This window comes from Shewanella sp. FJAT-51649, from assembly GCF_019457435.1.
Lineage (GTDB): Bacteria > Pseudomonadota > Gammaproteobacteria > Enterobacterales > Shewanellaceae > Shewanella > Shewanella mangrovisoli.
This window is the reverse complement of the sequence record NZ_CP080411.1, coordinates 4,565,001-4,586,816: the sequence shown is the minus strand read 5'-3', so window position 1 is coordinate 4,586,816 and position 21,816 is coordinate 4,565,001. Positions and strand designations below refer to the sequence as shown.

The window sequence follows — 21,816 nt, the reverse complement described above, 5'->3', positions numbered from 1 at the left end:
GCTCCTAGTGCTGATGGCCGCTGCTTAAACGCATTAAGCTGCCCTTGAGGCTAGCCTCGGAGTCGAGTAGGAATTGTCCCGATGTCACCACGCGTTCACCTTCGCTCAGGCCTGAGACTATTTCGGCCTTACCTTGGCTCATCATGCCGACCGTCACGGCCTTAGCGGTGAAGCTGTCATCAGCCTGTTTTACTATCACGCGGTTTTCTTTACCCGTTTGGATCAGGGCTTCCTGCGGGATCACTAACACATCTTTATTCGGGCCGCCGAAGAGCGAGACCTTGGCGAGTGTCTTAGGTCTTAGGGATATGTCGGTATTATTCAGTACCACGCGTACTCTTAAGCTGCGGGTGACGGGGTCAAGCTCTGGGTAGATATAGTCAATCGTGCCTTCGATACCGCTGATATTCATCGCGGGTACCGAGACTTCGGCTTTTTGCCCTAGGGCAATCCAGCTTTGCTCATTTTCAAACACGTCGGCGATGACCCAGACTTTAGAGAGGTCGACGATAGACATCACTTCTGTTGATGGCTGGATATACATGCCATCGCGCACAGCTAACTCTTTAACAATACCATCTTGCAGGGCATAGAAAGGCACCCGGTATTGGGTTTTGCGTGAGTCAGCAAGTTGTTGGATTTGTTTTTCATTCATGCCAAGCAACGATAAACGCAGCCCAGCTTTGCGGACTAGATCCTGATAACGGCCACTGTTACCCGCAGATTTGGCGGTATCGAGTGCTAACAGATAATCATCCTGGGCGTTAATCAGATCGGGTGAATAGATCTCGTATAGTAACTGGCCTTTTTTAACTGAGTCGCCCACAGATTTGATCATCAGCTTCTCAATCCAGCCAGTTACACGGGCGTGCACATGGTTGATTTGGCTCTCGTCGTAGTCAATTTGGCCGACGGTTTCGACAAATTTCCACAGGGTATCGCGTTTTGCCTCTGCGACTTTCAGCGCAAGCGCCTGTTGCATGCTGCCAGAGACATTAATGTTGATTTCCTGAGTATTGCCGCCAGTTTCAACCTTTTCTAAATTCATGCCGCAGATAGGGCAAGTGCCTGGCACATCACTAATAATGTGGGCGTGCATAGGGCAGACATATTTAATGGTCGCACCCGAGCTTTGGCTTTTAACTAAGCTATTCGCTTTGGGTGTTGGTGTATCAAAGACTTGCGCCGCATTTTGGCTTGCCGCTTGATGCTCTGCATGTTGGGCGGCAGTGCTGGTTTCTTCCTCTTCTTCTTTTTCAACGAGGAACATATTGCACTTAGGGCAACGACCGGGTTCGTGGCTTTCGACCTCGGGGTGCATAGGGCAAGTGTAGGTTTTGACTTGATTTGCACTGTGAGTATCGTGCGCATGCTCGTGGCCTGCCTCTGCTTGAGTGGCTGGATTCGCGAGCTGGGCCTGGGTTAACCAAGGCGTACCCATCAGTAAACTACTGAGTATCAATACTGCCTTAGGGCCCGGCTTTTTTACTTTGTGAAATTGGTTCATATGCCTCATCTCCAGCCTAGCTTAGTGGTGCGCGTGATCTTTGTGCATTGCACCGTCAGCCATTTTTTCTTCCGTCGCTTTTGGCTCTAAGTTCATGCCACATTTAGGGCAAGTATCGCCTTTGTTGCCTGTCACTTCGGGGTGCATAGGGCAAATATAGGTCTGAGCTTGTTCCTGTGGCGCTGCATTGTCATGGTGGTGCTCATGGGGTGTTGCCGTGGCAAACACACTGGTGCTGGTCATTAAAAATGCAACTAAGGCAAGATTAGTTAAGGTTTTCATATTGTTCACTCCATCGGGTTTTACAGCCGAATATGAGTGCATAAAACGTGACTGCGAGATTCTGGCGCTTTGAGGCGCGAGAAAGGGTCGACACAGTGGCCTGTGTGCTCAGTACAACGCTTTTGCTTTACTCTGGGTGCTTAGATGTTGGCGCACCACAATAAACGGCGAAATAAATTGTTTTGTTAGCTTGGTTTGCCCTGAAAAAAGGGCGCAATGAGGCTAGGCTATCGGCGGTTTGAAGGCCGAGGACAAAGAGATAGAGTGGAAATGAGGCATAGGAGTGGCCACTGGGGTATCGCTCAGACTCACACTCGGCCAGAGGTGTGGGCTGAAAAGAGTGCCAGCAACTGAAATCATTAAACAATGTCCACAGTCGTTGAGACAGGATGTGGTGCCATCACAGCAGTGCTGCTTCGCGCCGGGAAGCATTTGATCGTTACAGCAATCTGTATTGGCCATTGTACTTGAGTCAGAGCGGTTTTCTGTGTTCATCTGCATCATGGCTGCATGGTCCATCCCTTGGCTGGAAGGGTTATGAACCATAGCGCTCATCTCCATAGAGCGCATCACCATCGCGTGACCATTAGACGCAACACTTTGCCCGACGAGTGCGAGTAAAGTGAAAATGACTAATAGTGAACGACCCAGTGTGTGATGCATATGTATTCCAAATAATGAACGACCCGATTTTAGCATAGAGGCATTATCCTGCAATGCGTTAACTCACATTTCAGTTAATGCCCCTGCTTGTAAACTCCTAAGGTTTATTATTTAGAAGGGTGGCTTTCCAGCATATCCGCCATTAATTGGCTGTGGTTTTGCAGTGGTAGTTGCTGCGGAGCGGCGCCATCCACGCTTAACTGAATACTAGGGTTTTTAATAAAACGTTTAGCATCGGCTTCGCTGACTAATTTAGTTGGGGTGTTGATTTGGTAATTAGACTCAGGCGCGACATTTAAGGTAAAGAATAAAGGCTCTGATTTGACCCAAGTGCCGCTATCATCGGCGCGATAGCTAAACAGATCTTGATATTTAACTTCGACCAGCACTTTACCTTCTGGCAATTGCACAGGTTTAAAGGCTTTAGTGGCTTGGCCATTAATACTGACCACATTGAGGGTATCAGTGCCTTTTAAGGTTGCCGCAGTTGCAGTCACGCTAATCGCCAGAGTGCTCATGATTAAAGTAGCGCCAACGAATGCTTTATTTAATAAAGTGGTTTTCATAATAAACTCCAAAAATTTGCTGTATCGCGAGGGTGCGCAATCGTGGTGGCACAGTCGCAGAATATTGAATCGATTTAATCGTTAAAAAAGATCGGTTACAGCAAAGCGGAGTTGGGAGGAGGCGTGGTTAACCCGAGGTCGGCCGTTTGAATCGCCCAACCTTGGACCGCAATACGCTTACTTGCATGATTCATCAAGGCAAGTTGAGGCTGTGAGGCGGTAAGATAAAGTTGTGCGAGACAATGGGTTTTACAATGGTTGGTGAGGGAGTCTTGGCAATGCAGCATGCATTCGTCTGGAGGACAATCAGGCATAGCACAATTCATTTTGCCATCGGCCATTTGCATGCTAGTCATTTGCACATTGTGAGCATCATACAAGTCATTCATCGCTGACGTTGGCATAGCATTCACCATCGCCGATTGGGCGATAAGTGAAAATAACAATGCTATGGTGATCCAAAACTTAGCCATAAAAACTCGATTAATGTGTACCTGTTCCTAAAGACCAATAAAAGTCCGAAAAAGTTTCATCCAAAATTCATTTTTTTCTTTTTTATCGGAAAAAACACCTTAAAAGAAAGCTATAAACGGGGTAAATGTCGCGTGGATCACATTTTTGTATTCTAAAAATGATTTCATTGTCTTAGCTTCTTAAGGTAGTACTTAATCATTGATCGCTTAGCATAATGATTAATGTATTAGTGAGAGTTGAAGTACCACATGGCTCTGCTAAGCTGGTTTGAGCGAGTTGTCGTATTAAGAGTTAGACCTAAGTCTCATTTTGCACTTTTAAGTTTAAATTAATCGGCATTTTTAGGCTTAGAATCAAATTTCTAATAAATGAAAAAATATAAAATAGTCTTATAAAAACTAATTTTGACAATATTTTTTGGAGATAGAGTGATGAACTGGCGTGCACTATTTAAACCAAGCGCAAAATATTCCATCCTGGCGCTGATCGTCGTCGGTATTGTTATCGGTGTTGTCGGCTATTTTGCAACCCAACAAACCTTACATGCGACAAGCGAAGACGCATTCTGTATGAGCTGCCATAGCAACCACTCATTGAAAGATGAAGTGTTAGCTTCTGCCCACGGCGGTGGTCGTGCTGGTGTGACTGTACAATGTCAAGACTGCCACTTACCACACGGTCCTGTGGATTACTTGATCAAGAAGATCATCGTATCTAAAGACTTATATGGTTTCTTAACGATCGATGGGTTTAACACTCAAGCTTGGTTAGACGAAAACCGCAAAGAGCAAGCAGACAAAGCTTTAGCTTACTTCCGTGGTAATGACTCTGCGAACTGCCAACACTGCCATACTCGTATTTATGAAAATCAACCTGATACTATGAAGCCAATGGCTGTAAGAATGCACAGCAACAACTTCAAGAAAGATCCTGAAGCGAGAAAGACCTGTGTGGATTGTCACAAAGGTGTCGCTCACCCCTATCCAAAAGGATAAGGTTTAGCGCTTCAATAGCTTGATATTCAAATAAAAAGCCCTCGTAAGAGGGCTTTTTGCTTTCTAACCTTATAAGTCTTGGCTATTGATTAATGCCACTCTGCGGGACAAGGCGCTTAGCGCAATGTGATGCACCATTTGCGTAGGGGCTGTGCAGGCATCGGCAATAACTTGTACTGAATAGGCCTGTGCCGCGGGCGATAGCGCCGTATGGGTCACGCAGTTTTGCGTCATGATGCCGCATAACAGTAAATGCTTGATCTGCATATCTTGGAGTAGATTGGCCAGCTCTGTGCCATCGAAACTGTCGGCAAATTGTTTTACCACAATAGGGGCATTGGGCAGCTCTGCTAAAAGCACTGGATGGATTTCAACTCCTTGGGTGTTTGGGTTAAAAAAGGGCGCCTCACCCTGAGTCGTATCGGCGATATGCTGCACGAGAATAATAGGTATCGCCTGTTGCTGGGCTCGCTGCACTGAGTGTAAGGTGCGCGCTAATGCCTCATCGACTTGCCATTGTGGGTAAGCCCCATGGGCAAAGTAGTCATTCTGCACATCAATAATCACTAAGGCGCTGTTCGCTGGGATCTTGTTTAAGCTCGACATATTTCTCTCCTATTCGTTTTCTCTTGCAAAAGATGTCTTCGAAGGAGAGTTTGCGGTAGATTCATGCCTATTAAGAGTGGCAGAAATGACATCTATGGTGCTTAAATTGACAAATTTTGCCGAACCATCTCCATTAAAAGTGGCGATATTAGTCATACCCGGTTGTTTAACTTCGGCCGTATTTGGCTTAGAAGAGATGTTGCTGGTGGCTAACAAGCTGATGTTAGCTGACGAACATAAATCCCTAGGCTCAAGCAGTTTTGCAGTGACTCGGTTATCCCTAGAGGAGATGAGTCTCGAAGAGTGCTATCAATTAGTGATTATCCCGCCGAGCATAGAAACTGAGTTTTACTTCAATGCGGCGCCTTCATTGCGATTATGGTTACAGCAGCAACATGCCCAAGGCGCTATCCTCTGCTCCGCCTGTGCGGGAGCATTTGTGCTGGCCGCTGCGGGTTTACTCGATGGCCGCAAGGCGACAACCCATTGGGGATTAGTGGAAACATTTGAGACTCAATATCCGCAGGTAAAACTCGATATCGAGAAAATCATGGTCAACGAGGGCGATATCATCACAGCTGCTGGCATGATGTCTTGGCTCGACTTGGGGCTAGAGTTAGTGGCGCAGTTTTGCCATGTGAAAGTCATGCGCCAACTGGGAAAGTACCTCGTTATCGACACCGGCGGACGTGAACAACGTTATTACCAACAGTTTTTACCTAAGCGAGATCATGGGGATACTGTTATCTTAGGTCTGCAAAATCGCCTACAGACTGACTATGGTCAGCCGACGAGTGTTGCGGCTTTGGCGCAGCAGTGCTGCATGGGCGAGCGAACTTTTTTGCGACGTTTTGTAAAAGCGACAGGGCATAAGCCTAATGAATACCTGCAAAAACTCAGGATCCAAAAGGCTTGTGACTTACTCGAAAATAGTCCACTGAATTTCAAGACCATAGCGCACCAAGTGGGCTATGAGGATGTGAGCGCCTGTCGCAAAGCGTTTACCCGTATTACCGGCTTAACACCGAGTGCGTTTCGGCAGCGGTTTAGTGCGCTTACGCCTGCGCCAACACCTGTCGACGATAGCTCAATAAACTAAATACGCCGAAGATAAACACTTGCAGATAATCTTGCTTGCGTAGCGTCAGTAGGTTTTTAAACAGCATATGGAAGATGGCAACTTGGAAGCAATGCATCAAGCAAGTAATGCCAAGCAAGATATTGAGAATAATGCCGATATTGCCTGCAAAAGGCATAACAAGGTTATAAGCCATCATCAACCACGCGATTAAAGTGATGGCTTTGCCCATATTGATCAGTAGCGACATGCTATTCCTCGGTGTTAGCCGAAGAGTCTTCGGCTTGGTATTGATATAAGCGATAGCTAACTTGCCCTGCGGTCTTGTCTTTGAGCGGTTGCCAAGTCGCAGGGACTGCCATTTGGGTTAATTCCGACTCAATCTCCACATAAATTAGCGCGCCATCATTAAGCCAACCTTTGCTATCCAATAGTTGAATGGTTTTTTCTGCCAAGCCTTTACGGAAAGGTGGATCGATAAACACCACATCAAACCCTTGCTCGCAGCCATTTTGTAGCACGACTAAGGTGTCGGCGTTGAGTACCTCTGCATTGTCGCACTTGAGGGTATTGAGATTCGCTTTAAGTTGCATGGCGGCAGGACGTTGCAACTCGATAATCTTGGCGTAACTGGCGTAGCGCGAGAGAGACTCAAGCGCCAAAGCACCACTGCCACCGAAGCAGTCGAGCACCCTTGCATGGGCAATATCATTGGCGAGCCAGTTAAATAGGGTTTCGCGGACTCTATCAGTGGTCGGCCGCAGGCCGTCTAAATCGTGGATGGGGAGTTTGCGCGAACGCCATTGCCCGGCAATGATCCGCACTTGGCCGCTACCGGCTTTCTTATTGGCCGTTTGACTCTTGGTCACTTGCTTGTTGTTTGCACGATTATTAGCCAAAGTGCCCCCGTGATTTTGCCTGAAGAAAGAAAGTGGTAGACTATGCCACCTTTATAAAGGCCACTATTTTATATCAAACTCCTCGTAAAAGGTGAGAAGGCTGATAGAGCAGAACTAATTGCCGACTTTTTGGGCGTAATTGCCGCGGTAATCTGGTATAACGGCAGGGTCTTATTTTAAATTCAACACTGAAGTAGAGCGCTGGAATTACACATGGCAAAGAAAGGTTTTTTCTCCTGGTTTCGTAAAGATAAATCACAAGATGAGGTTGTCGAGCAAACCCCAGTCTCTACTCCATCGCAAACCGAGCAAGCCGAAGCATTAGCAAAGCAGCAAGCTGAAGAAGCCCGTCTCGCGGCTGAAAAAGCGGCAGCCGAGCAGGCGCTAGCCGACAAATTAGCGGCCGAAAAAGCCGAAGCGGAAAGAATTGCTGCGGAACAAGCCGCAAAAGCTCAAGCTGAAGCGCAGCGTGTTGCTGAAGAGCAAGCTGCTCGTTTAGCCGAACAACAGGCAGCAGAAGCCGCGCGTTTAGCGGCGGAGCAAGCGCAAGCTGAGCAGTTAGCTGCTGAAAAAGCCGAAGCGGAAAGAATTGCTGCAGAGCAAGCCGCAAAAGCCCAAGCCCAAGCCCAAGCAGAAGCAGAAGCAGAAGCGCAGCGTGTCGCCGAAGAACAAGCCGCACGTTTAGTCGAACAACAGGCCACCGAAGCCGCGCGTTTAGCGGCGGAGCAAGCACAGGCAGAACAGTTAGCTGCAGAAAAAGCCGAAGCGGAAAGAGTTGCTGCGGAACAAGCCGCACGTTTAGCCGAACAACAAGCGGCCGAAGCTGCACGTTTAGCGGCGGAGCAAGCTCAGGCAGAACAGTTAGCCGCTGAAAAAGCCGAAGCGGAAAGAGTTGCCGCGCAGCAGGCCGCAGCAGCCCAAGCTGAAGCTGAGCGAATTGCCGCTGCACAGATCCAAGCTGAACAACCCCTTGAGCAACAACCCGAACCTCAGGCAAAGCCCGCTAAAGAAAGCTTTTTCGCGCGTCTAAAGCGTGGCCTGATGCGCACCAGCGAAAATATTGGTAGCGGTTTCATCGGGTTATTCCGTGGTAAAAAAATTGATGATGATCTGTTTGAAGAGCTGGAAGAGCAGCTATTAATCGCCGACGTGGGTGTCGAAACCACTTCACGCCTTATCCAGAGCCTGACCGAACACGCGTCTCGCAAGCAATTAAAGGATGCCGAAGCACTCTACGATCTGCTGCGTGATGAAATGCAGAAGACGCTCGATCCTGTTGCTATCCCTTTAGTGCCTGAAAATGCTAACGGCCCCTATGTGATTTTAATGGTTGGCGTTAACGGCGTGGGTAAAACCACCACAATCGGCAAACTGGCGAAGCAATATCAGCGTCAGGGTAAGTCTGTGATGTTAGCGGCTGGCGATACCTTCCGTGCAGCAGCCGTCGAGCAATTACAGGTTTGGGGTCAACGCAATAATATTCCCGTGGTGGCTCAGCATACGGGCGCAGACAGTGCCTCGGTACTCTTCGATGCGCTGCAAGCGGCCAAGGCCCGTAAGATTGATATCTTGATTGCCGACACCGCGGGTCGTCTGCAAAACAAGTCGCACCTAATGGAAGAGCTTAAGAAAGTGGTGCGGGTGATGAAGAAACTCGACCCAGAGGCGCCGCATGAAGTCATGCTGACCTTAGATGCGAGCACTGGCCAAAATGCCATTAGCCAAGCGCAGCTATTCCAAGAGGCTGTGGGCGTCACCGGCATGACCATCAGCAAGCTCGACGGTACCGCCAAGGGCGGCGTGGTGTTTGCGATTGCCGACAAGTTTAAAATCCCGCTGCGCTATATTGGCGTAGGTGAGCAAATTGATGATTTGCGTACCTTTAATTCTAAAGAATTTATTGATGCCTTGTTCACTCAAGAAAAAGCGGATAGCTAATTTATGATTGATTTTCAGCAGGTCAGTAAGATTTATCCTGGTGGCCAAATGGCACTGGAAGAGGTGAATTTTCATCTACAAAAAGGTGAAATGGCATTCTTAACCGGCCATTCGGGCGCGGGTAAGAGTACCCTGTTGAAATTAATCACAGTGATCGAGCGCGCAACCACTGGTCGCGTGGCGATTAATGGCCATGATATTGCCAAAATCAGCCCTAAACACGTGCCCTATTTGCGCCGCAATATTGGGATGATTTTCCAAAACCATCATCTATTGATGGATAGAAGCGTATTCGACAACGTCGCCTTACCATTAGTGATTGAAGGTTTCTCCCACGGCGAGATCCGCAAGCGTGTCGCTGGCGCGCTGGATATGGTGGGTTTATATGGCAAAGAGCGCCATAACCCCATTATGTTATCCGGTGGTGAGCAGCAACGTGTCGGTATTGCCCGCGCCATTGTGAATAAACCGCCACTATTGCTGGCCGACGAGCCAACGGGCAACTTGGATCCTAAGTTGTCGATGGATATCTTGCGCTTATTCGAAACCTTTAACGATGCAGGCACGAGCGTGCTTATCGCTACCCACGATTTGGGACTGATCGCGCGGATGAAGTACCGCACTTTCACCCTGAAACAGGGTCGTATGCTTGGCGCACAGGAATTACACCATGGACACGCGACTGCTCGAGGTGATGGGCTATGAGTGATAATGCCAAACTAACGCGCAGCAAGTTGCCCATCTCGGGGCGTATCGTGATGTTTTTTATTCGTCATGTGCAGCAAGCCATGGCGAGTATGGGTGAGTTGTGGCGCAGCCCGGTTTCTTCTCTGATGACCATGGCGGTTCTCGGGGTGAGTTTAAGCTTACCTGCGGCGCTGCAAGTATTAGTTAAAAATGCTGAGACTATTACCAGCTCTTGGAACAGCGCGGCGGAGATTTCATTGTTTATCGATGAGAATCGCAGCGAGCAGACGATCCAAAGCTTGCTGACCCGCATCCGAGCCTATGCCGAAGTGGAAAAGGTGCAGTATATCGACCGTAATCAAGCGCTCGAAGAGTTTCAGCGCCTGTCGGGGTTTGGTGAGGCGTTAGCCTATCTCGATAAAAACCCGCTACCAGCGGTGATTACTGTAACGCCGACTCAGCGTTATTCCACCCCCGTGGGTGCCCGTGAGTTGTTATCTAAGCTGGAGCGCGAGCCTGAAATCAGTTTTGGTCGCTTAGATATCGAATGGCTAGAGCGCCTGCAAGCCGTGGTGCGCTTGCTCGAACGTACCGTGATGGCGATTGCAGCCTTATTAGTGCTCGCCGTGGTGTTGGTAATAGGTAACACCATTCGCTTGGCGATTATGAACCGTCGCACCGAAATTGAAGTGATGAAGCTGGTTGGCGCGACAGAGTCCTTTATTCAGCGCCCTTTCCTTTATACCGGCATTTGGTACGGAGTGATTGGCGGCGTATTGGCTTGGCTTATCATTAACATATTGGTTTGGTATCTGGATTCTGCCTTAGCTGAGCTGCTCGGTTTGTACGGCAGTCAGTTAGAGATGAAATCTCTGACCTTTACCGAACTGCTACAATTAGTGGGCTTAGCCTCCTTCTTAGGTTGGCTGGGCTCTTACCTTTCGGTAAGGCAACATTTAAGAGCGATTGAACCCTCTTAATGATCAATCGTTTATCGTTTAAAAATACGAGTAGATAAGGCAAGCGATGAACTTTTGTTCACTTGCAATGTCTATTCAACGGGGTTAAAAGTAACACCCCAGACGAGCGAAGGTTGACATACTCTGTCAATTAGCCGATAGTTCGTCAGCTCATCCTTAAGGTGTTTTGAGTTAAACCACGGGATGAAATCGACTTATATTTGATAAGTAGTAAGAGAGTAGGAGCGCGAATGACCTTTCAAACGCAATCAATGGCACTAACAGTCCCTCAGGGCAGCAGTAGTTTAGAAGCTTATATCCATTCAGTGACTAGCATGACAATGTTAGACGCTGAGACTGAGTATGAGTTAGCCAAGCGTTTGCAGGAAACGGGTGATCTGCAAGCGGCGAAGCAACTGATTATGTCGCACTTACGTTTTGTGGTGCACGTTGCTAAGGGCTACTCAGGTTACGGTCTGCCACAGGCGGATTTGATCCAAGAAGGCAACATCGGTCTGATGAAAGCGGTTAAGCGCTTCGATCCCGATGTGGGTGTCCGTCTAGTGTCTTTTGCTGTGCACTGGATTAAAGCTGAAATTCACGAATATGTGCTGAAAAACTGGCGCATTGTTAAAGTCGCAACCACCAAAGCACAACGTAAGTTGTTCTTTAATATCCGCAAAGCGAAAACTCGCCTCGGTTGGTTTAGCGATGATGAAGTCGCAATGGTGGCAGAAAACTTAGGTGTATCTAAGGCCGATGTGACTGAGATGGAATCACGTATGGCGGCGCAGGATCCTGCGTTTGACCTGAGCAGTGATAACGATGATGAGCAGGATTTTGCCCCTGTACATTATCTCGAAGATCATTCATCGGATTTAGCCGAAAACATCGAAAACGATAACTGGGAATCCAATGCCCAAGGTCGTTTATTATCGGCCATCAAAACCTTAGACGAGCGTAGCCAGCATATTCTGCGTGCCCGTTGGTTAGACGATGATAAAACCACACTGCAAGAATTGGCAGAAACCTATCAAGTCTCGGCTGAGCGCATTCGCCAGTTAGAGAAAAACGCCATGAACAAGCTTAAGGCTTGTATGGAAGCCTAATTCGGCTCGGCGTGAGACATAGAAAAACCTGCTACGGCAGGTTTTTTTATGTTTGAAATTAACAGGATTCGGATTGAATCGCGGCAATAAGCTGCTTGCGATTCACTTTTAAACCCGTTTGTTCGGTATTTTCTGGCCAAGGGTAATAGCGGCGCGGTCGTTTAAAGCGGGCGATTTTGTCGGCGAGAAAGATTTCAAGCTCAGCCTCTATCGCACTTATCTCTTGGCTTGTGCTGCCGAGAATAATGTCGCCACGAATAATGGCGGCGGGGAGTTGACCGAAGGTGACATCAGGTTGAGGGAAGACGATCGCCTCATCAATTAGCGGATGCAGTTTGAGCGCCGCTTCAATTTCCTCTGGCTGAATGTTCTCGCCGCCACTGATAAACATATTATCGACGCGGCCTAGTATCTTTAGATTACCGTTAGCATCCCACTCGCCCCTGTCTTTGGTATAAAACCAACCCTCGGCATCGAGTGGTTTTTCGATCCCCTTATCCGTGAGATAGCCCATAAATAAGCAATCTCCCCGCACCCAAATCACCCCATCGACAATTTTGAGCTCACGTCCTGGGAGTAATTTGCCACTGGTGCCATCGCTTAGCGCTGGGCCTGTGGTAATTTGCGAGCCCATCTCGGTCATGCCGTAACTGGTAAAGCTGGCAATATGCCGCTGTTCGAGCTGTTTAAGCAAATCGACAGAAATTGCGCCGCCGCCGAGTAGCAGGGCTTTAATACTCTTGAGTGAAGCCTGTTTGTCGGCGAGTAGATTGAGTAACTGTGTCGGCACGAGGGAAGCATGGGTTAAGCCGTCGCGCTCGATTTGTGCCTGCAGCGGGAGAGTCGGATCCGGCAGCACTACCGTCGCCGCCACTAAGGCGCAGCGGTTGAGAATGGCGAGGCCGCCAATATGAAACAGGGGTAACGACAACAACCAAGCATCACCTGTGACCAGCGGGATCAGGCTGCGGGCGCCCTCGGCATTGGCAATGTGATTCGCAAGATGGTGCACGGCCGCCTTAGGAAAACCGCTGGAGCCAGAGGTTAAAATCACATTGCTCGGGCGATAAAGATCAAAGGCTGTCGCGGCTTGCTCACTGGCTGGACTCACGTCGAGGCTAAAATCCAACGTGAGTGGATGACTGCCTGACAAGGCCAACTCAGTTTCGCTCCAATAGAAAGGGATTTGGTGGCTATCGATAAGCCCTTGAACTTGCGCTAGAGGAAAACGCGGCGAGATAGGAAAGAAGATTGCGCCAATATCCACACAGGCCCAATACAGGCAAATCATCTCTAAATTATTGCGGCTGATACACGCCAGAGGTTGCCCTTGGCCAACACCTATGCGCGTGAGCTGTTCACCCAAGCCCAGCACCATATGGCTTAAGCGGGCGTAGCTGATGTCATGACCATTACACTTAACCGCCGTTTGTGTGGGCGAGGTGAGCGCAGCGCTATGTAATGGCGAGATACCTTGCGGTGAAATGGATTGGGATGATGCCAATGTTTGAGATTCGGACATTGGCAATTAATCCTGCTGTGTATTGGCGACAAGTTTAAGTTGATGAAGCTTCAAGCATTGAGACTTGCCGCTTGGTACGATTAAATCTTGGCTAAAGGCGCTCAAAGTATCGAGCCCTGGAATTTCATCGGGCGTCAGTATGGCGGCTAAGTGAGCCAAGTCATTGATGCCTAAGCTGGACTCAAGACTTGAGCTTAAGATGCAGCGCACGCCATGGCTGTGGGCCTCGTCGATAAGGCACTGAATTTTTTCAATACTGCCAAGTAGCATGGGTTTGATGATGAGTGCCGTGAGTCCCTCATGCATCACAAATTGATAATCCGGATCATTGAGGGATTCATCTAAGGCGTAGGGCAGAGGAATGGCGCGATACAGAGTTTGATTATCCTGCGGATGCTGACAAGGTTCCTCAATATATTCAATGCTCTCTAGCGGTAAACAGGCGGCAAAATCGAGGGCTTGTTCTAAGCTAAAGCCACGGTTGGCATCTAAGCGCAACTTGAGATCGGATCTCTGGCCTAAGATGCCATAAATCAGGCCCAACTCATCTTCCATTGAGGTTTGTGCGACTTTCACTTTGACTGAGCGCACGCCGCTATCGAGACTCGCAATGTTAGCGATCAATTCGGTTTTGGGCGCATCCGCCGGCTGATAGATGAGCGGTACTGTGCTGGTAACTGGGCGCACCGATTCGAGTTTTCCGTTAAGTTTGGCGTGCAATAGGCTCAAGCCAAAGGCAATGGATGGAAAGGGACTCGCTTCGGCCTGCTCGAGCAAGCAATCGATAGGCTGGTTTTGCAGCTTGGGCAATAACGCCACTAAGGCCTGCTGTACTTCATCTAGGCTCTCGCGGCTAAAGCCGGACAATGGCTGTTGGTCGATATCAAACCCTGAGAGCGGCGCGATTTCAACCAGTCGCTCGCTTTCTTCGCCCTCTGCTTGTGCCTTTGCCTGCAACACTAAGCCCGTTCTGTGGTCGATGCGCTGTTTCCCCACGGGCAAAAAGCGGTCTAAGGGCAGGCGATATAAGTACAAGCTGAGCGAAGTTAAGATCATATTTTCCCTAAATTTATCTGTATCAAGTCATCGATTTTTTAAGCTTTAGTGCGCTTAAGCAGGCGACTAATGCCGCGGGATTGGCTTGATGTATGTTATGCCCAGCCTGTTCAATCTGATGCAAGATGATGGGTTGTTGCGCTTGCCAAGCCTTTGCTATTGCGGTGAATTTCGCATCTTGGCTGCCCGCAAAAAAATGGCATTCGCAGTCAAGGCTTGCAGGTACATCCCAGAGAGAGGCTTGGCGAGCCAGTGATGTGGCTAAAAAAATCTGTTTTAGCGTTTGCTTGGGATGTTGGTCGAGCAGCGCCGCACGCTTGGCTATCAAGGCATGCCGCGCCTTGTCCGACATATCGGCAAACACTGCCTGTTGATACCAAAGCTGTAAAAAATCTCGGCTGCTTAAGCTGTGCAAACGCTTGGCCCACAGGTTGTCGTTTTTGCTGCGTGCGGCTGGCTCTGCGGTATCGGTTAGCCCTGGATGACAGGACTCTAGCCATAAGCTCAAAATGCGCTGCGGATACGTCTTGGCAAGATGTAAGGCAATCCGGCCACCGAGGGAGTAACCGTAAAGAAAAAAGGATCCAATACCCAGGCGGTCGAGGCGGTTGATAATGTCTTGGACACAATAGTCGAAACCATTGGTGAGCGTCGATGACGGCTCTTGCTGATTATCACCGTGTCCGGGTAAATCGAGGCAGATACAATGGAAATGCTGGCTCAGTGCGGTGATAAGCGGCAGCCAATCGGCCTTAGTCCCTAAAAAGCCGTGAAGCAGGACTAAGTTTGGCTGCGAGACTTCCCCGTAACGGGCCACGGTTGGCATTAGCTTTGTTTCACCCATAAATTAAGCGCGGCAATCTGCTCGCTGGCTTGATGTTGGCTCACACTGACTTCGATCACTGAAGCGCCCTGATAATCGAGGGCTTCGTGATAACAACTTTGGAAATCGGCTAAATTATCCACTTGATTATAGGGCAGATTAAACATGGCAGCCGCGTAACCAAACTCTAGACCATGGCTTAAGCGGTAGTAATCACTGCGCAGCTCCTCGTTGGGAACGGGCAAGAGATTAAAGATATTGCCGCCATCGTTGTTGAGAATAATGATCACCAGCGGACTGGTTAAGCTGCGGGCAATGGCAAAAGAGTTGAGATCATGCAGCTGGGATAAGTCCCCAATAATCAAGCTCGTGGGCTTACCTTGGTGCGCGGCAATGCCGTAGGCGGTGGCCAGTAAGCCATCGATCCCCGATGCGCCGCGGTTAGTGTAAGTGGTGGCCGTGCAACAACTCACTGGGGCGTACATATCGTATAAGCGCACGGGCAGACTATTGCCGATAAACAATTGCTGTTCTAACGGCCGCGTATTGGCAATGGCGCGGATAACCTGCGCCTCACCAAACTCACCTTGATCGATATTACGCACAAATAAACTATGCAATTCATCGTTGTAGGAGACTAAGGTGTTGGCCCAATTGGCCGAAGAAGAACGATACCAATTAAGTTGAGCAAATTGCGCGGCGTTGGCGTGCCAAATGTGTTTGGCATTATGGCTTGGGTCGAGCCTGTCCTGCTGTGGCAGCACTTGCCAGTAACTGTGCCAGTTTTGCTCGGCAAGGTAAGCAATCAAACGCTTAGACAATAAACGCCCGCCAAACACCAGCACGCGATCCGCTTCTTGTAACAGATTGCGCGCCTTGGGGTGTTGCAGTAGTTGGTCAATATTGCCAATCGCCGCCGGATGTTGTCGCAGTTGCGACTGTGCATCGGTCAGCAATGGCCAACCAATTTTTTGTGAGAGGGTGATAAGCTGCTGTGGATCTTGCTCCGGCGTGAGCGTACCCGCAATGATGACGCCCTTGCCGTGGACGAAACGCATAATGGCGTCATCGCTCGGGCTGCTGAGTTGTTCACTCTTACCATATTGAGTGTAGGGTCTGGCGTGTTGTAACCAAGTTTGCAGTGGCCTCAGATAAGGCGATTCGCTATCGAGAATGCTGTCACTCATCTCACTCGGATATAAAGGTTCACGGTACATGCAGTTGATATGCACTGGGCGTGTTTGGTTTGCCACCGCCTCATCGAGCGTTGTGAGCAACATCTGCGGCGCAATGTGCGCATCCGGCGTGGGCAGGTTTACCTGCTGGGCATAATTGGCAAAAATCGCCGGTTGCACTATGGCTTGATTGGCGCCACAGCCGAGTAATTCTGGCGGTCTGTCACCGCTTAAGACAATCAAAGGCACATGGGTGAGCCAAGCTTCGACTATCGCAGGATAAAGGTTGGCGACGGCCGTGCCTGAGGTGGTGATAATTGCCACCGGAGCGCAGCTGGCTTTGGCTAATCCGAGGGCCATAAAACCTAAGCCACGCTCATCGAAATGCAAGTGACGTTTAAGCTTAGTTTGCTGAGCCGCGGCTAAGGTTAGCGGCGTTGAGCGAGATCCCGGTGCCATGCAGACATGCTGCACACCAAGACGTGCTAATTCTTCCAGAATAAGTGCGCCCCACATCAGGTTCAGTGTGGCTGTGTTTTCGGTTCGCATAGCAAGATCTATCAGGATAAAGATGGGCTTAGTGTAACGTGTTTGGCGGCTAAGATGTATGTCTGGCTTAACAAAACTTGGGGTTGTGCGTAGGAGGGTGAGGTGGAGCCTAAGCTAAGGCGCAGGTTGCCTATCACCTCGTATAACAAGATGGAAAATGAACAGTCATTTAGTGGTTAGATAATATTATCGACGATTTTCTTTATCTGCCCGCTTAGCCAGAGCAAGTCTTCATTCACTTTATTCGGTTGGTTTTTTTGCACGAGGAAAATCGTCGGCGCCTCGGTATGGGCGTACAAACGTTCGGCCTCAAGTTGCGATAACTGGCAGGTGTGTAACTCGGGAATATCGCTCACCATTTCATAAACTACCCGATAGGGCAGTAAGGAAATCGTCTGACTCTCGCCGAGATATTCAAACAGACTCGAAATACTGGTAATGGTAATTTCAGTATTGAGTTTTATGCCATGTTTAATACAGAACTCTTGGTACGGACTGAGCCGAGTGCTGGGATTACCGAGGTCCGTGTTGACATAAGGATATTCGGCAATGCTCTCAAGCGTGATTTCGCGCTTAAAAATCGGATGATTACGACTGGCGATGAGATAAACCTTGTCCATGTGTTGCAGCGTCGTGGTTTGCAACTTATCACCAAAAGCCGCCACATCGGCGGTGCTCTTATTGCAGCAAATGCCTAAGGACACATCGCCATTGATGATGTCCTGTGTCGTGTGCAGCGACCAGGGGGTGATATTAATCTGCATGGGCTTTTGTTCATCCTTAATGGCCTGCATCAAGGCTTTAGGAAACGCATAGGCAATAAGGCCCGGCGCTGCAATTTCAACATGGGTTTTGACTTGGCTTGCATTTGCCGCGCGCACCTTTTGAAATTTATCCGAGCATTCTATGGTTTGTTTCGCAATGGGATATAAATGAGTGACAAACTCATTGGGAAATAAGCCGTATTTTTTTCGAATGAAAAGTTCATCACCAAATGTCTCCCGCAGGTTTTTAAGGCTACGACTTATTTTTGGGGCAGGAATGTCCAGCGCCTTTGATACATAGGTTGCGGATTTGTTCTCATATAATGAAACAAGTATTTTTAAACTCAAAATATCGAGGTTGTCCATGTTATTAATATGCATTTTTAATATTCCTTAATATTGAGTTAACGCTATGAATAACACCTGATTATGATGTTATTTATTAGATTTAATGTGAAACCCGTCCCAAGTTTTGCACCTTTGATTTATCTATGTGTAACAGAAAGTTTAGATTTATATTTTTTATTTTTCAAAAAATATTTTTAATTTAATTTGAAATTTTACTTTCTGGTATTTGATTATTTGAATTTCAATTTTTCAATTAACTATTATCAATATATGCATTTAAGATTTATGTTAAACAGTAATGTGCTCAGCATCTTAACTTATTGTTTATGTTTAATTTGCCATTTTTAAATGTGACGAAGATCAAAAAAATAATTCGGATTAACAATAATACTGAAGCTGCTTTAAAAGGAGATAACAAAAATATAATTGTGTTATTGGAGGCGTATATGAACACTTCAGTCATTCTCAGCTATGCGTTTATGTACTTTGTACTATTCGTCGCAGTGCCATTCGTGTTTGTAATGTTTGTCATGACCTGCATTAAGTTTTTTAGAGCAGATCCTGATGAAGCACATCATGAAATGAAACTGAAACCAGTGTTATTTGATGAAGAGAGTTTTAACTTTTTTAAATCACTCAAAACTGTCGTAGAAGGTAAATACGATGTCTGCTGCAATGTGCCATTAGACACAGTATTTGATATGGACCAGCATGATGCTGATTTAAATCATGAATGCCGTCTAGACTATGTGTTGATTGACCATGACTCATCTGAAGTCAAAATGGTGATCAGTGATGCTGGTAAGCAAATCAACTCACCCATGAAAAAGCTGTTCGGTAAATTCAATATTGGTTTTATTGAAATGAACCAGCATAAGCAGTGGGATCCCCAAAGCCTTAAGCAAGCTTTAGCCGTCTGACCACGACTGTCGGGTTCGGAGCCTTCCGAACCCTGCTTCCTCTTTGCCTTCCCAATCTATCGATATGAGGACTCGCTATGTCTACACGACAATGGCTGTGGTCATTACGCTTGGGTGCCGTGGCTTTGCTACTCAGCTTTTCTGCAACGAGTGCCGAACCCGCTCAGCAAATCAACAGTGATGCTTGCATGAAGTGTCATAAGCGTAATGGTCAAATGTTAGGGCATCACGGCCAGGATGCCATGAAAATGACCTGTTCAAGTTGTCATGGTGAAAAGGGTGATCACCCTAAGAAACCGAATGATTTAGTGGTATTTGGATTAGAAGATGCGTCCGATACCGCAGCCCAGTTGAAAGTATGCCGAAAATGCCATACTCCCGCCAAGCTCAGTGCCCAAGAGTGGACGCATAATGTGCATGCGCAAAAAGTGGCTTGTGCCGCTTGCCATAAATTACATAGCCCCACCGATCCTATGGCAGAGATGACGCCTAAGGTTCGCAGTGAGCTGTGCCGTAATTGTCATACAGGCCAGCAGGAGTAAGGTTATGGAAAATTCAAAAAGAAGATTTCTCAAAGGGACATGCGCCCTGTTGGCCGGCGCTTCGGGAGCGACTCTGCTCGCGACTGTCAGTGCTTCGAATGAGGCGAAGGCCGAACCCAGCGTGAAGTATGCGCTGATCCACGATGAGACTAAGTGCATAGGTTGCAAGGCCTGTGAGGTTGCATGCCGTGAAACCAACCAGGTGCCAGAGGGAGTTTCTCGGCTGAAGATAGAACAAACCGGACCTTACGGAGAATATCCAAACCAGTTTTATCACTTTAGTCGTAAGTCTTGTCAGCACTGTGAAGACGCGCCCTGTGTCAATGTCTGCCCGACCGGTGCCGCTTTTATCGATAAAGAAACGGGAATCGTGTCGGTGGATGCGTGGAAGTGTGTGGGCTGTCAGTATTGTATTGCGGCTTGTCCCTACAAAATTCGCTTTATCAATCCCGTTACCCATGCCGCGGACAAGTGTGATTTTTGCCGTGAAACTAATCTGGCCCAAGGTAAACAGCCCGCCTGCGTCGCGGCTTGTCCAACTAAGGCATTGGTGTTTGGCAACTTAAAGGATCCCAGTTCACAGGTGGTACAAGTGCTGAAGGCTAACCCGACCCAAAGGGCTAAGGTTGACCTAGGTACGCGGCCAAAACTGTTCCGTATCGTGGCCAAATCAGGGGAGGTAGCAATATGAGCGCCCTACATTTTGATACGCTAGTGTGGCATTGGCCGATCGCGATTTACCTGTTTTTAGCGGGCGCATCGGCCGGCGCCATGTTCTTTGCGGTGTTACTCAAACATTTTGTGTTAAAGCATAACGCCTACCAGTCTGGCTTTGTACAAGCGGCCTGTATTGTGGCGCCCGTGGCTGTGATGGCGGGTTTGGGCATCTTAGTCTTGGACTTAACTAAGCCCTTCGATTTTTGGAAGATCTTAGTCTTCTATAATCCCAAGTCAGTGATGTCGATGGGGGTGCTGATTCTGCTGATTTACCAAGTCTTTATGTTTATGTGGATTGGCTTGCTATTCCGTAAACCTATCGATGCTTGGTGTGAGAATCGCTTCCCCATAGTGCTGAAGTTCACCGCCTGGCTGAGCCGTTTCGAGGCAACGATTACTGGTTTATTGGTGATCTTCTCCCTCGCGCTTGGGGCTTATACCGGCTTTTTGCTGTCGGCTTTACCCGGTTATCCGATGTTGAAAAATCCCGTGTTGCCGCTGCTGTTTTTGGCTTCGGGGCTTTCATCGGGCGCCGCATCCTCTCTACTGGGTGGTGTGCTGCTTAATGCGAATCCTAATGCCAAGGAAGTGCACTTTATCCACAAGGTTGAGATCCCACTGATTTTGGTGGAGATAGTGCTGATTTTCACTTTCTTTATGGGGCTGGTCTTGTCTGGAGGTCAGAGTAAGTTTGCAGCCTTCAATGCGATAGGTTACGGCTTCTGGGGATGGATCTTCTGGATTGGCATTGTCGGGCTGGGATTGTCTGGCCCATTGGCGATGAACCTGTTTATGACGGCCACTTCAAAACGTAAGTGGGCCTATGTTGCAGGCACAGCATGCTTAAGTCTCATTGGTGTGTTACTGCTGCGTAACTTTATTCTCTACACGGGGCAAATGACGGTCGTTTAATTGGGCACGGTTCGCCCAAGGTTATAGATAATAAGGAATTACGGTGAATGGCGAAGCGGTGTTTAAGGAATGCACCGTGAGCCAACCCCTTTAATGACGCTGGCTGAGTGATTAAAGGAGTGTTGTCTTGTCGCGATTTGCTGTCACAGGGAGGTTATTGGGAAGGGAAGCCATATTTTTACATTTAGGTATTGTTTGCCCTGCCTCCACAAGGGCCTCGCCACCTTTATTCCTTAGGGGTGGCGTTTCTTGTTTGGGGGCAAAGCATGTTTATTCACCAGCGTTATTTATCCACTCACTCATCACCACATGGGTTTTAATTTTAATGATGTCCGTGTGGGTATCGATATATTCACGAATTTCATGCAAGCGGCGCATCGAAGGGGCATGCACATACACCAGTAAATCCATATCGCCAGAGATACCACGGCAAGTGATCACCTCGGGGATGGCATGAAAAACATGCACCACATCGGCGCAGCGCGGGCATTTATGCTGGATTTCGAAATAAGCCGATACTCCTTCCTTTTGCGATTCGCTCAGTAAAACCTGATAGCCGCGGATCACCCCAGTTTGCTCGAGTTTTTTAATCCGCTCGGCAACGGCGCTGCGGGAAAGATTCACCTGCTCGGCAATACTGGAGACACTCTGGCGAGCATCTTGGCGCAGGCTGTGGATGATGGCGGTATCAAACTTATCCAACTTGAGCTCCGATAAAACGGGTT

General features: G+C 48.2%; 24 protein-coding genes. 10 read left to right on the top strand and 14 right to left on the bottom strand.

Translation table 11 applies throughout. The features are described 5' to 3' along the window. Positions 1-4: 4 nt before the first annotated feature. The 5 genes from K0H59_RS20085 to K0H59_RS20065 form a co-directional block, all read right to left on the bottom strand. Positions 5-1,507: an efflux RND transporter periplasmic adaptor subunit gene (locus tag K0H59_RS20085; RefSeq protein WP_220054163.1), complete on the bottom strand. Its 1,503-nt coding sequence runs from the start codon at positions 1,505-1,507 to the stop codon at positions 5-7. Positions 1,508-1,528: 21 nt separating this feature from the next. Beyond that, a complete protein-coding gene (locus tag K0H59_RS20080; protein ID WP_088212491.1) occupies positions 1,529-1,789 on the bottom strand; it encodes a heavy metal-binding domain-containing protein in 261 nt (86 codons plus the stop codon). A 222-nt stretch (positions 1,790-2,011) separates the two neighbouring features. Continuing rightward, entirely contained in the window at positions 2,012-2,452 is a 441-nt protein-coding gene (locus K0H59_RS20075; protein ID WP_254915806.1) for a hypothetical protein, read from the bottom strand. 107 nt (positions 2,453-2,559) lie between these two features. Beyond that, on the bottom strand, positions 2,560-3,018 hold the full coding sequence (locus tag K0H59_RS20070; RefSeq protein WP_088212489.1) for a DUF2057 family protein: 459 nt from the start codon (positions 3,016-3,018) through the stop codon (positions 2,560-2,562). Positions 3,019-3,113: 95 nt separating this feature from the next. After that, positions 3,114-3,491 carry a hypothetical protein gene (locus K0H59_RS20065; RefSeq protein WP_088212488.1) on the bottom strand — a complete coding sequence of 126 codons (378 nt, stop codon included), beginning with the start codon at positions 3,489-3,491 and terminating at the stop codon, positions 3,114-3,116. 432 nt (positions 3,492-3,923) lie between these two features. On the opposite strand from K0H59_RS20065, the gene cymA reads away from it, so the two are divergent. Further along, on the top strand, positions 3,924-4,487 hold the full coding sequence (gene cymA / locus K0H59_RS20060) for a NapC/NirT family cytochrome c CymA (RefSeq protein WP_011718695.1): 564 nt from the start codon (positions 3,924-3,926) through the stop codon (positions 4,485-4,487). A gap of 69 nt (positions 4,488-4,556) precedes the next feature. Here cymA and K0H59_RS20055 read toward each other — a convergent pair whose 3' ends face one another. Continuing rightward, positions 4,557-5,093: a cysteine hydrolase family protein gene (locus K0H59_RS20055; RefSeq protein ID WP_220054162.1), complete on the bottom strand. Its 537-nt coding sequence runs from the start codon at positions 5,091-5,093 to the stop codon at positions 4,557-4,559. Positions 5,094-5,190: 97 nt separating this feature from the next. On the opposite strand from K0H59_RS20055, the gene K0H59_RS20050 reads away from it, so the two are divergent. Beyond that, positions 5,191-6,192: a GlxA family transcriptional regulator gene (locus K0H59_RS20050; RefSeq protein WP_258405929.1), complete on the top strand. Its 1,002-nt coding sequence runs from the start codon at positions 5,191-5,193 to the stop codon at positions 6,190-6,192. Here K0H59_RS20050 and K0H59_RS20045 read toward each other — a convergent pair. Both K0H59_RS20045 and rsmD read right to left on the bottom strand, forming a co-directional pair. Further along, the gene (locus tag K0H59_RS20045) at positions 6,149-6,421 is read right to left on the bottom strand and encodes a DUF1145 domain-containing protein (RefSeq protein WP_047537927.1); all 273 of its coding nucleotides are present in this window, start codon (positions 6,419-6,421) and stop codon (positions 6,149-6,151) included. The two genes, K0H59_RS20050 and K0H59_RS20045, sit on opposite strands and share 44 nt — an antisense overlap. 1 nt (position 6,422) lies before the next feature. Continuing rightward, positions 6,423-7,070: a 16S rRNA (guanine(966)-N(2))-methyltransferase RsmD gene (gene rsmD, locus K0H59_RS20040; RefSeq protein ID WP_220054160.1), complete on the bottom strand. Its 648-nt coding sequence runs from the start codon at positions 7,068-7,070 to the stop codon at positions 6,423-6,425. A gap of 213 nt (positions 7,071-7,283) precedes the next feature. Here rsmD and ftsY point away from each other — a divergent pair, with 213 nt between their 5' ends. The 4 genes from ftsY to rpoH all read left to right on the top strand — a co-directional run bounded on the left by ftsY (position 7,284) and on the right by rpoH (position 11,763). Beyond that, on the top strand, positions 7,284-9,008 hold the full coding sequence (ftsY, locus tag K0H59_RS20035; RefSeq protein WP_220054159.1) for a signal recognition particle-docking protein FtsY: 1,725 nt from the start codon (positions 7,284-7,286) through the stop codon (positions 9,006-9,008). Between the two features lie 3 nt (positions 9,009-9,011). Further along, the gene (gene ftsE / locus K0H59_RS20030; RefSeq protein ID WP_011718689.1) at positions 9,012-9,713 is read left to right on the top strand and encodes a cell division ATP-binding protein FtsE; all 702 of its coding nucleotides are present in this window, start codon (positions 9,012-9,014) and stop codon (positions 9,711-9,713) included. Continuing rightward, the gene (ftsX, locus tag K0H59_RS20025; RefSeq protein WP_088212483.1) at positions 9,710-10,675 is read left to right on the top strand and encodes a permease-like cell division protein FtsX; all 966 of its coding nucleotides are present in this window, start codon (positions 9,710-9,712) and stop codon (positions 10,673-10,675) included. The genes ftsE and ftsX overlap by 4 nt, the downstream gene beginning before the upstream one ends. Before the next feature lie 230 nt (positions 10,676-10,905). After that, on the top strand, positions 10,906-11,763 hold the full coding sequence (gene rpoH / locus K0H59_RS20020; RefSeq protein ID WP_011624492.1) for an RNA polymerase sigma factor RpoH: 858 nt from the start codon (positions 10,906-10,908) through the stop codon (positions 11,761-11,763). 58 nt (positions 11,764-11,821) lie between these two features. On the opposite strand, the gene menE is transcribed toward rpoH, so the two are convergent. The 5 genes from menE to K0H59_RS19995 form a co-directional block, all read right to left on the bottom strand. Continuing rightward, positions 11,822-13,285, bottom strand: coding sequence for an o-succinylbenzoate--CoA ligase (menE, locus tag K0H59_RS20015; RefSeq protein WP_220054158.1), 1,464 nt, complete (start codon positions 13,283-13,285; stop codon positions 11,822-11,824). Positions 13,286-13,291: 6 nt separating this feature from the next. Then, the gene (gene menC, locus K0H59_RS20010; protein ID WP_220054157.1) at positions 13,292-14,341 is read right to left on the bottom strand and encodes an o-succinylbenzoate synthase; all 1,050 of its coding nucleotides are present in this window, start codon (positions 14,339-14,341) and stop codon (positions 13,292-13,294) included. A gap of 22 nt (positions 14,342-14,363) precedes the next feature. Beyond that, positions 14,364-15,167: a 2-succinyl-6-hydroxy-2,4-cyclohexadiene-1-carboxylate synthase gene (gene menH, locus K0H59_RS20005; protein WP_220054156.1), complete on the bottom strand. Its 804-nt coding sequence runs from the start codon at positions 15,165-15,167 to the stop codon at positions 14,364-14,366. Then, complete coding sequence (gene menD / locus K0H59_RS20000; RefSeq protein ID WP_220054155.1) at positions 15,167-16,888, bottom strand: 2-succinyl-5-enolpyruvyl-6-hydroxy-3-cyclohexene-1-carboxylic-acid synthase; 1,722 nt, start codon at positions 16,886-16,888, stop codon at positions 15,167-15,169. Before menD ends, menH begins: the two co-directional genes overlap by 1 nt. 176 nt (positions 16,889-17,064) lie before the next feature. Beyond that, the gene (locus K0H59_RS19995) at positions 17,065-18,033 is read right to left on the bottom strand and encodes a LysR family transcriptional regulator (protein ID WP_088212478.1); all 969 of its coding nucleotides are present in this window, start codon (positions 18,031-18,033) and stop codon (positions 17,065-17,067) included. 413 nt (positions 18,034-18,446) lie between these two features. On the opposite strand from K0H59_RS19995, the gene K0H59_RS19990 reads away from it, so the two are divergent. From K0H59_RS19990 to nrfD, 4 genes are all read left to right on the top strand, one after another. After that, positions 18,447-18,920, top strand: a complete 474-nt coding sequence (locus K0H59_RS19990; protein WP_088212527.1) for a DUF2726 domain-containing protein — start codon at positions 18,447-18,449, stop codon at positions 18,918-18,920. 77 nt (positions 18,921-18,997) lie between these two features. Continuing rightward, complete coding sequence (locus K0H59_RS19985; protein ID WP_088212477.1) at positions 18,998-19,462, top strand: nitrite reductase; 465 nt, start codon at positions 18,998-19,000, stop codon at positions 19,460-19,462. 4 nt (positions 19,463-19,466) lie between these two features. Then, complete coding sequence (locus K0H59_RS19980) at positions 19,467-20,153, top strand: 4Fe-4S dicluster domain-containing protein (RefSeq protein ID WP_220054154.1); 687 nt, start codon at positions 19,467-19,469, stop codon at positions 20,151-20,153. Continuing rightward, entirely contained in the window at positions 20,150-21,091 is a 942-nt protein-coding gene (gene nrfD / locus K0H59_RS19975; RefSeq protein ID WP_088212475.1) for a cytochrome c nitrite reductase subunit NrfD, read from the top strand. The genes K0H59_RS19980 and nrfD overlap by 4 nt, the downstream gene beginning before the upstream one ends. A 270-nt stretch (positions 21,092-21,361) precedes the next feature. Here nrfD and K0H59_RS19970 read toward each other — a convergent pair whose 3' ends face one another. Next, on the bottom strand, positions 21,362-21,793 hold the full coding sequence (locus K0H59_RS19970) for an Lrp/AsnC family transcriptional regulator (protein ID WP_011624482.1): 432 nt from the start codon (positions 21,791-21,793) through the stop codon (positions 21,362-21,364). Positions 21,794-21,816: the final 23 nt, after the last annotated feature.

Excerpts from the sequence above, each read along its gene's own strand:
- K0H59_RS19990 (WP_088212527.1), top strand. The coding sequence starts at position 18,447 with ATGAACACTTCAGTCATTCTCAGCTATGCGTTTATGTACTTTGTACTA.
- ftsY (WP_220054159.1), top strand. The coding sequence starts at position 7,284 with ATGGCAAAGAAAGGTTTTTTCTCCTGGTTTCGTAAAGATAAATCACAA.
- K0H59_RS20080 (WP_088212491.1), bottom strand. The coding sequence starts at position 1,789 with ATGAAAACCTTAACTAATCTTGCCTTAGTTGCATTTTTAATGACCAGC.
- rpoH (WP_011624492.1), top strand. The coding sequence starts at position 10,906 with ATGACCTTTCAAACGCAATCAATGGCACTAACAGTCCCTCAGGGCAGC.
- K0H59_RS20065 (WP_088212488.1), bottom strand. The coding sequence starts at position 3,491 with ATGGCTAAGTTTTGGATCACCATAGCATTGTTATTTTCACTTATCGCC.
- menC (WP_220054157.1), bottom strand. The coding sequence starts at position 14,341 with ATGATCTTAACTTCGCTCAGCTTGTACTTATATCGCCTGCCCTTAGAC.
- K0H59_RS19980 (WP_220054154.1), top strand. The coding sequence starts at position 19,467 with ATGGAAAATTCAAAAAGAAGATTTCTCAAAGGGACATGCGCCCTGTTG.
- K0H59_RS20085 (WP_220054163.1), bottom strand. The coding sequence starts at position 1,507 with ATGAACCAATTTCACAAAGTAAAAAAGCCGGGCCCTAAGGCAGTATTG.
- cymA (WP_011718695.1), top strand. The coding sequence starts at position 3,924 with ATGAACTGGCGTGCACTATTTAAACCAAGCGCAAAATATTCCATCCTG.
- K0H59_RS20045 (WP_047537927.1), bottom strand. The coding sequence starts at position 6,421 with ATGTCGCTACTGATCAATATGGGCAAAGCCATCACTTTAATCGCGTGG.
- ftsE (WP_011718689.1), top strand. The coding sequence starts at position 9,012 with ATGATTGATTTTCAGCAGGTCAGTAAGATTTATCCTGGTGGCCAAATG.
- K0H59_RS20055 (WP_220054162.1), bottom strand. The coding sequence starts at position 5,093 with ATGTCGAGCTTAAACAAGATCCCAGCGAACAGCGCCTTAGTGATTATT.
- K0H59_RS20070 (WP_088212489.1), bottom strand. The coding sequence starts at position 3,018 with ATGAAAACCACTTTATTAAATAAAGCATTCGTTGGCGCTACTTTAATC.
- K0H59_RS19985 (WP_088212477.1), top strand. The coding sequence starts at position 18,998 with ATGTCTACACGACAATGGCTGTGGTCATTACGCTTGGGTGCCGTGGCT.
- nrfD (WP_088212475.1), top strand. The coding sequence starts at position 20,150 with ATGAGCGCCCTACATTTTGATACGCTAGTGTGGCATTGGCCGATCGCG.
- K0H59_RS20075 (WP_254915806.1), bottom strand. The coding sequence starts at position 2,452 with ATGCATCACACACTGGGTCGTTCACTATTAGTCATTTTCACTTTACTC.
- ftsX (WP_088212483.1), top strand. The coding sequence starts at position 9,710 with ATGAGTGATAATGCCAAACTAACGCGCAGCAAGTTGCCCATCTCGGGG.
- menD (WP_220054155.1), bottom strand. The coding sequence starts at position 16,888 with ATGCGAACCGAAAACACAGCCACACTGAACCTGATGTGGGGCGCACTT.
- menE (WP_220054158.1), bottom strand. The coding sequence starts at position 13,285 with ATGTCCGAATCTCAAACATTGGCATCATCCCAATCCATTTCACCGCAA.
- menH (WP_220054156.1), bottom strand. The coding sequence starts at position 15,167 with ATGCCAACCGTGGCCCGTTACGGGGAAGTCTCGCAGCCAAACTTAGTC.
- K0H59_RS19995 (WP_088212478.1), bottom strand. The coding sequence starts at position 18,033 with ATGCATATTAATAACATGGACAACCTCGATATTTTGAGTTTAAAAATA.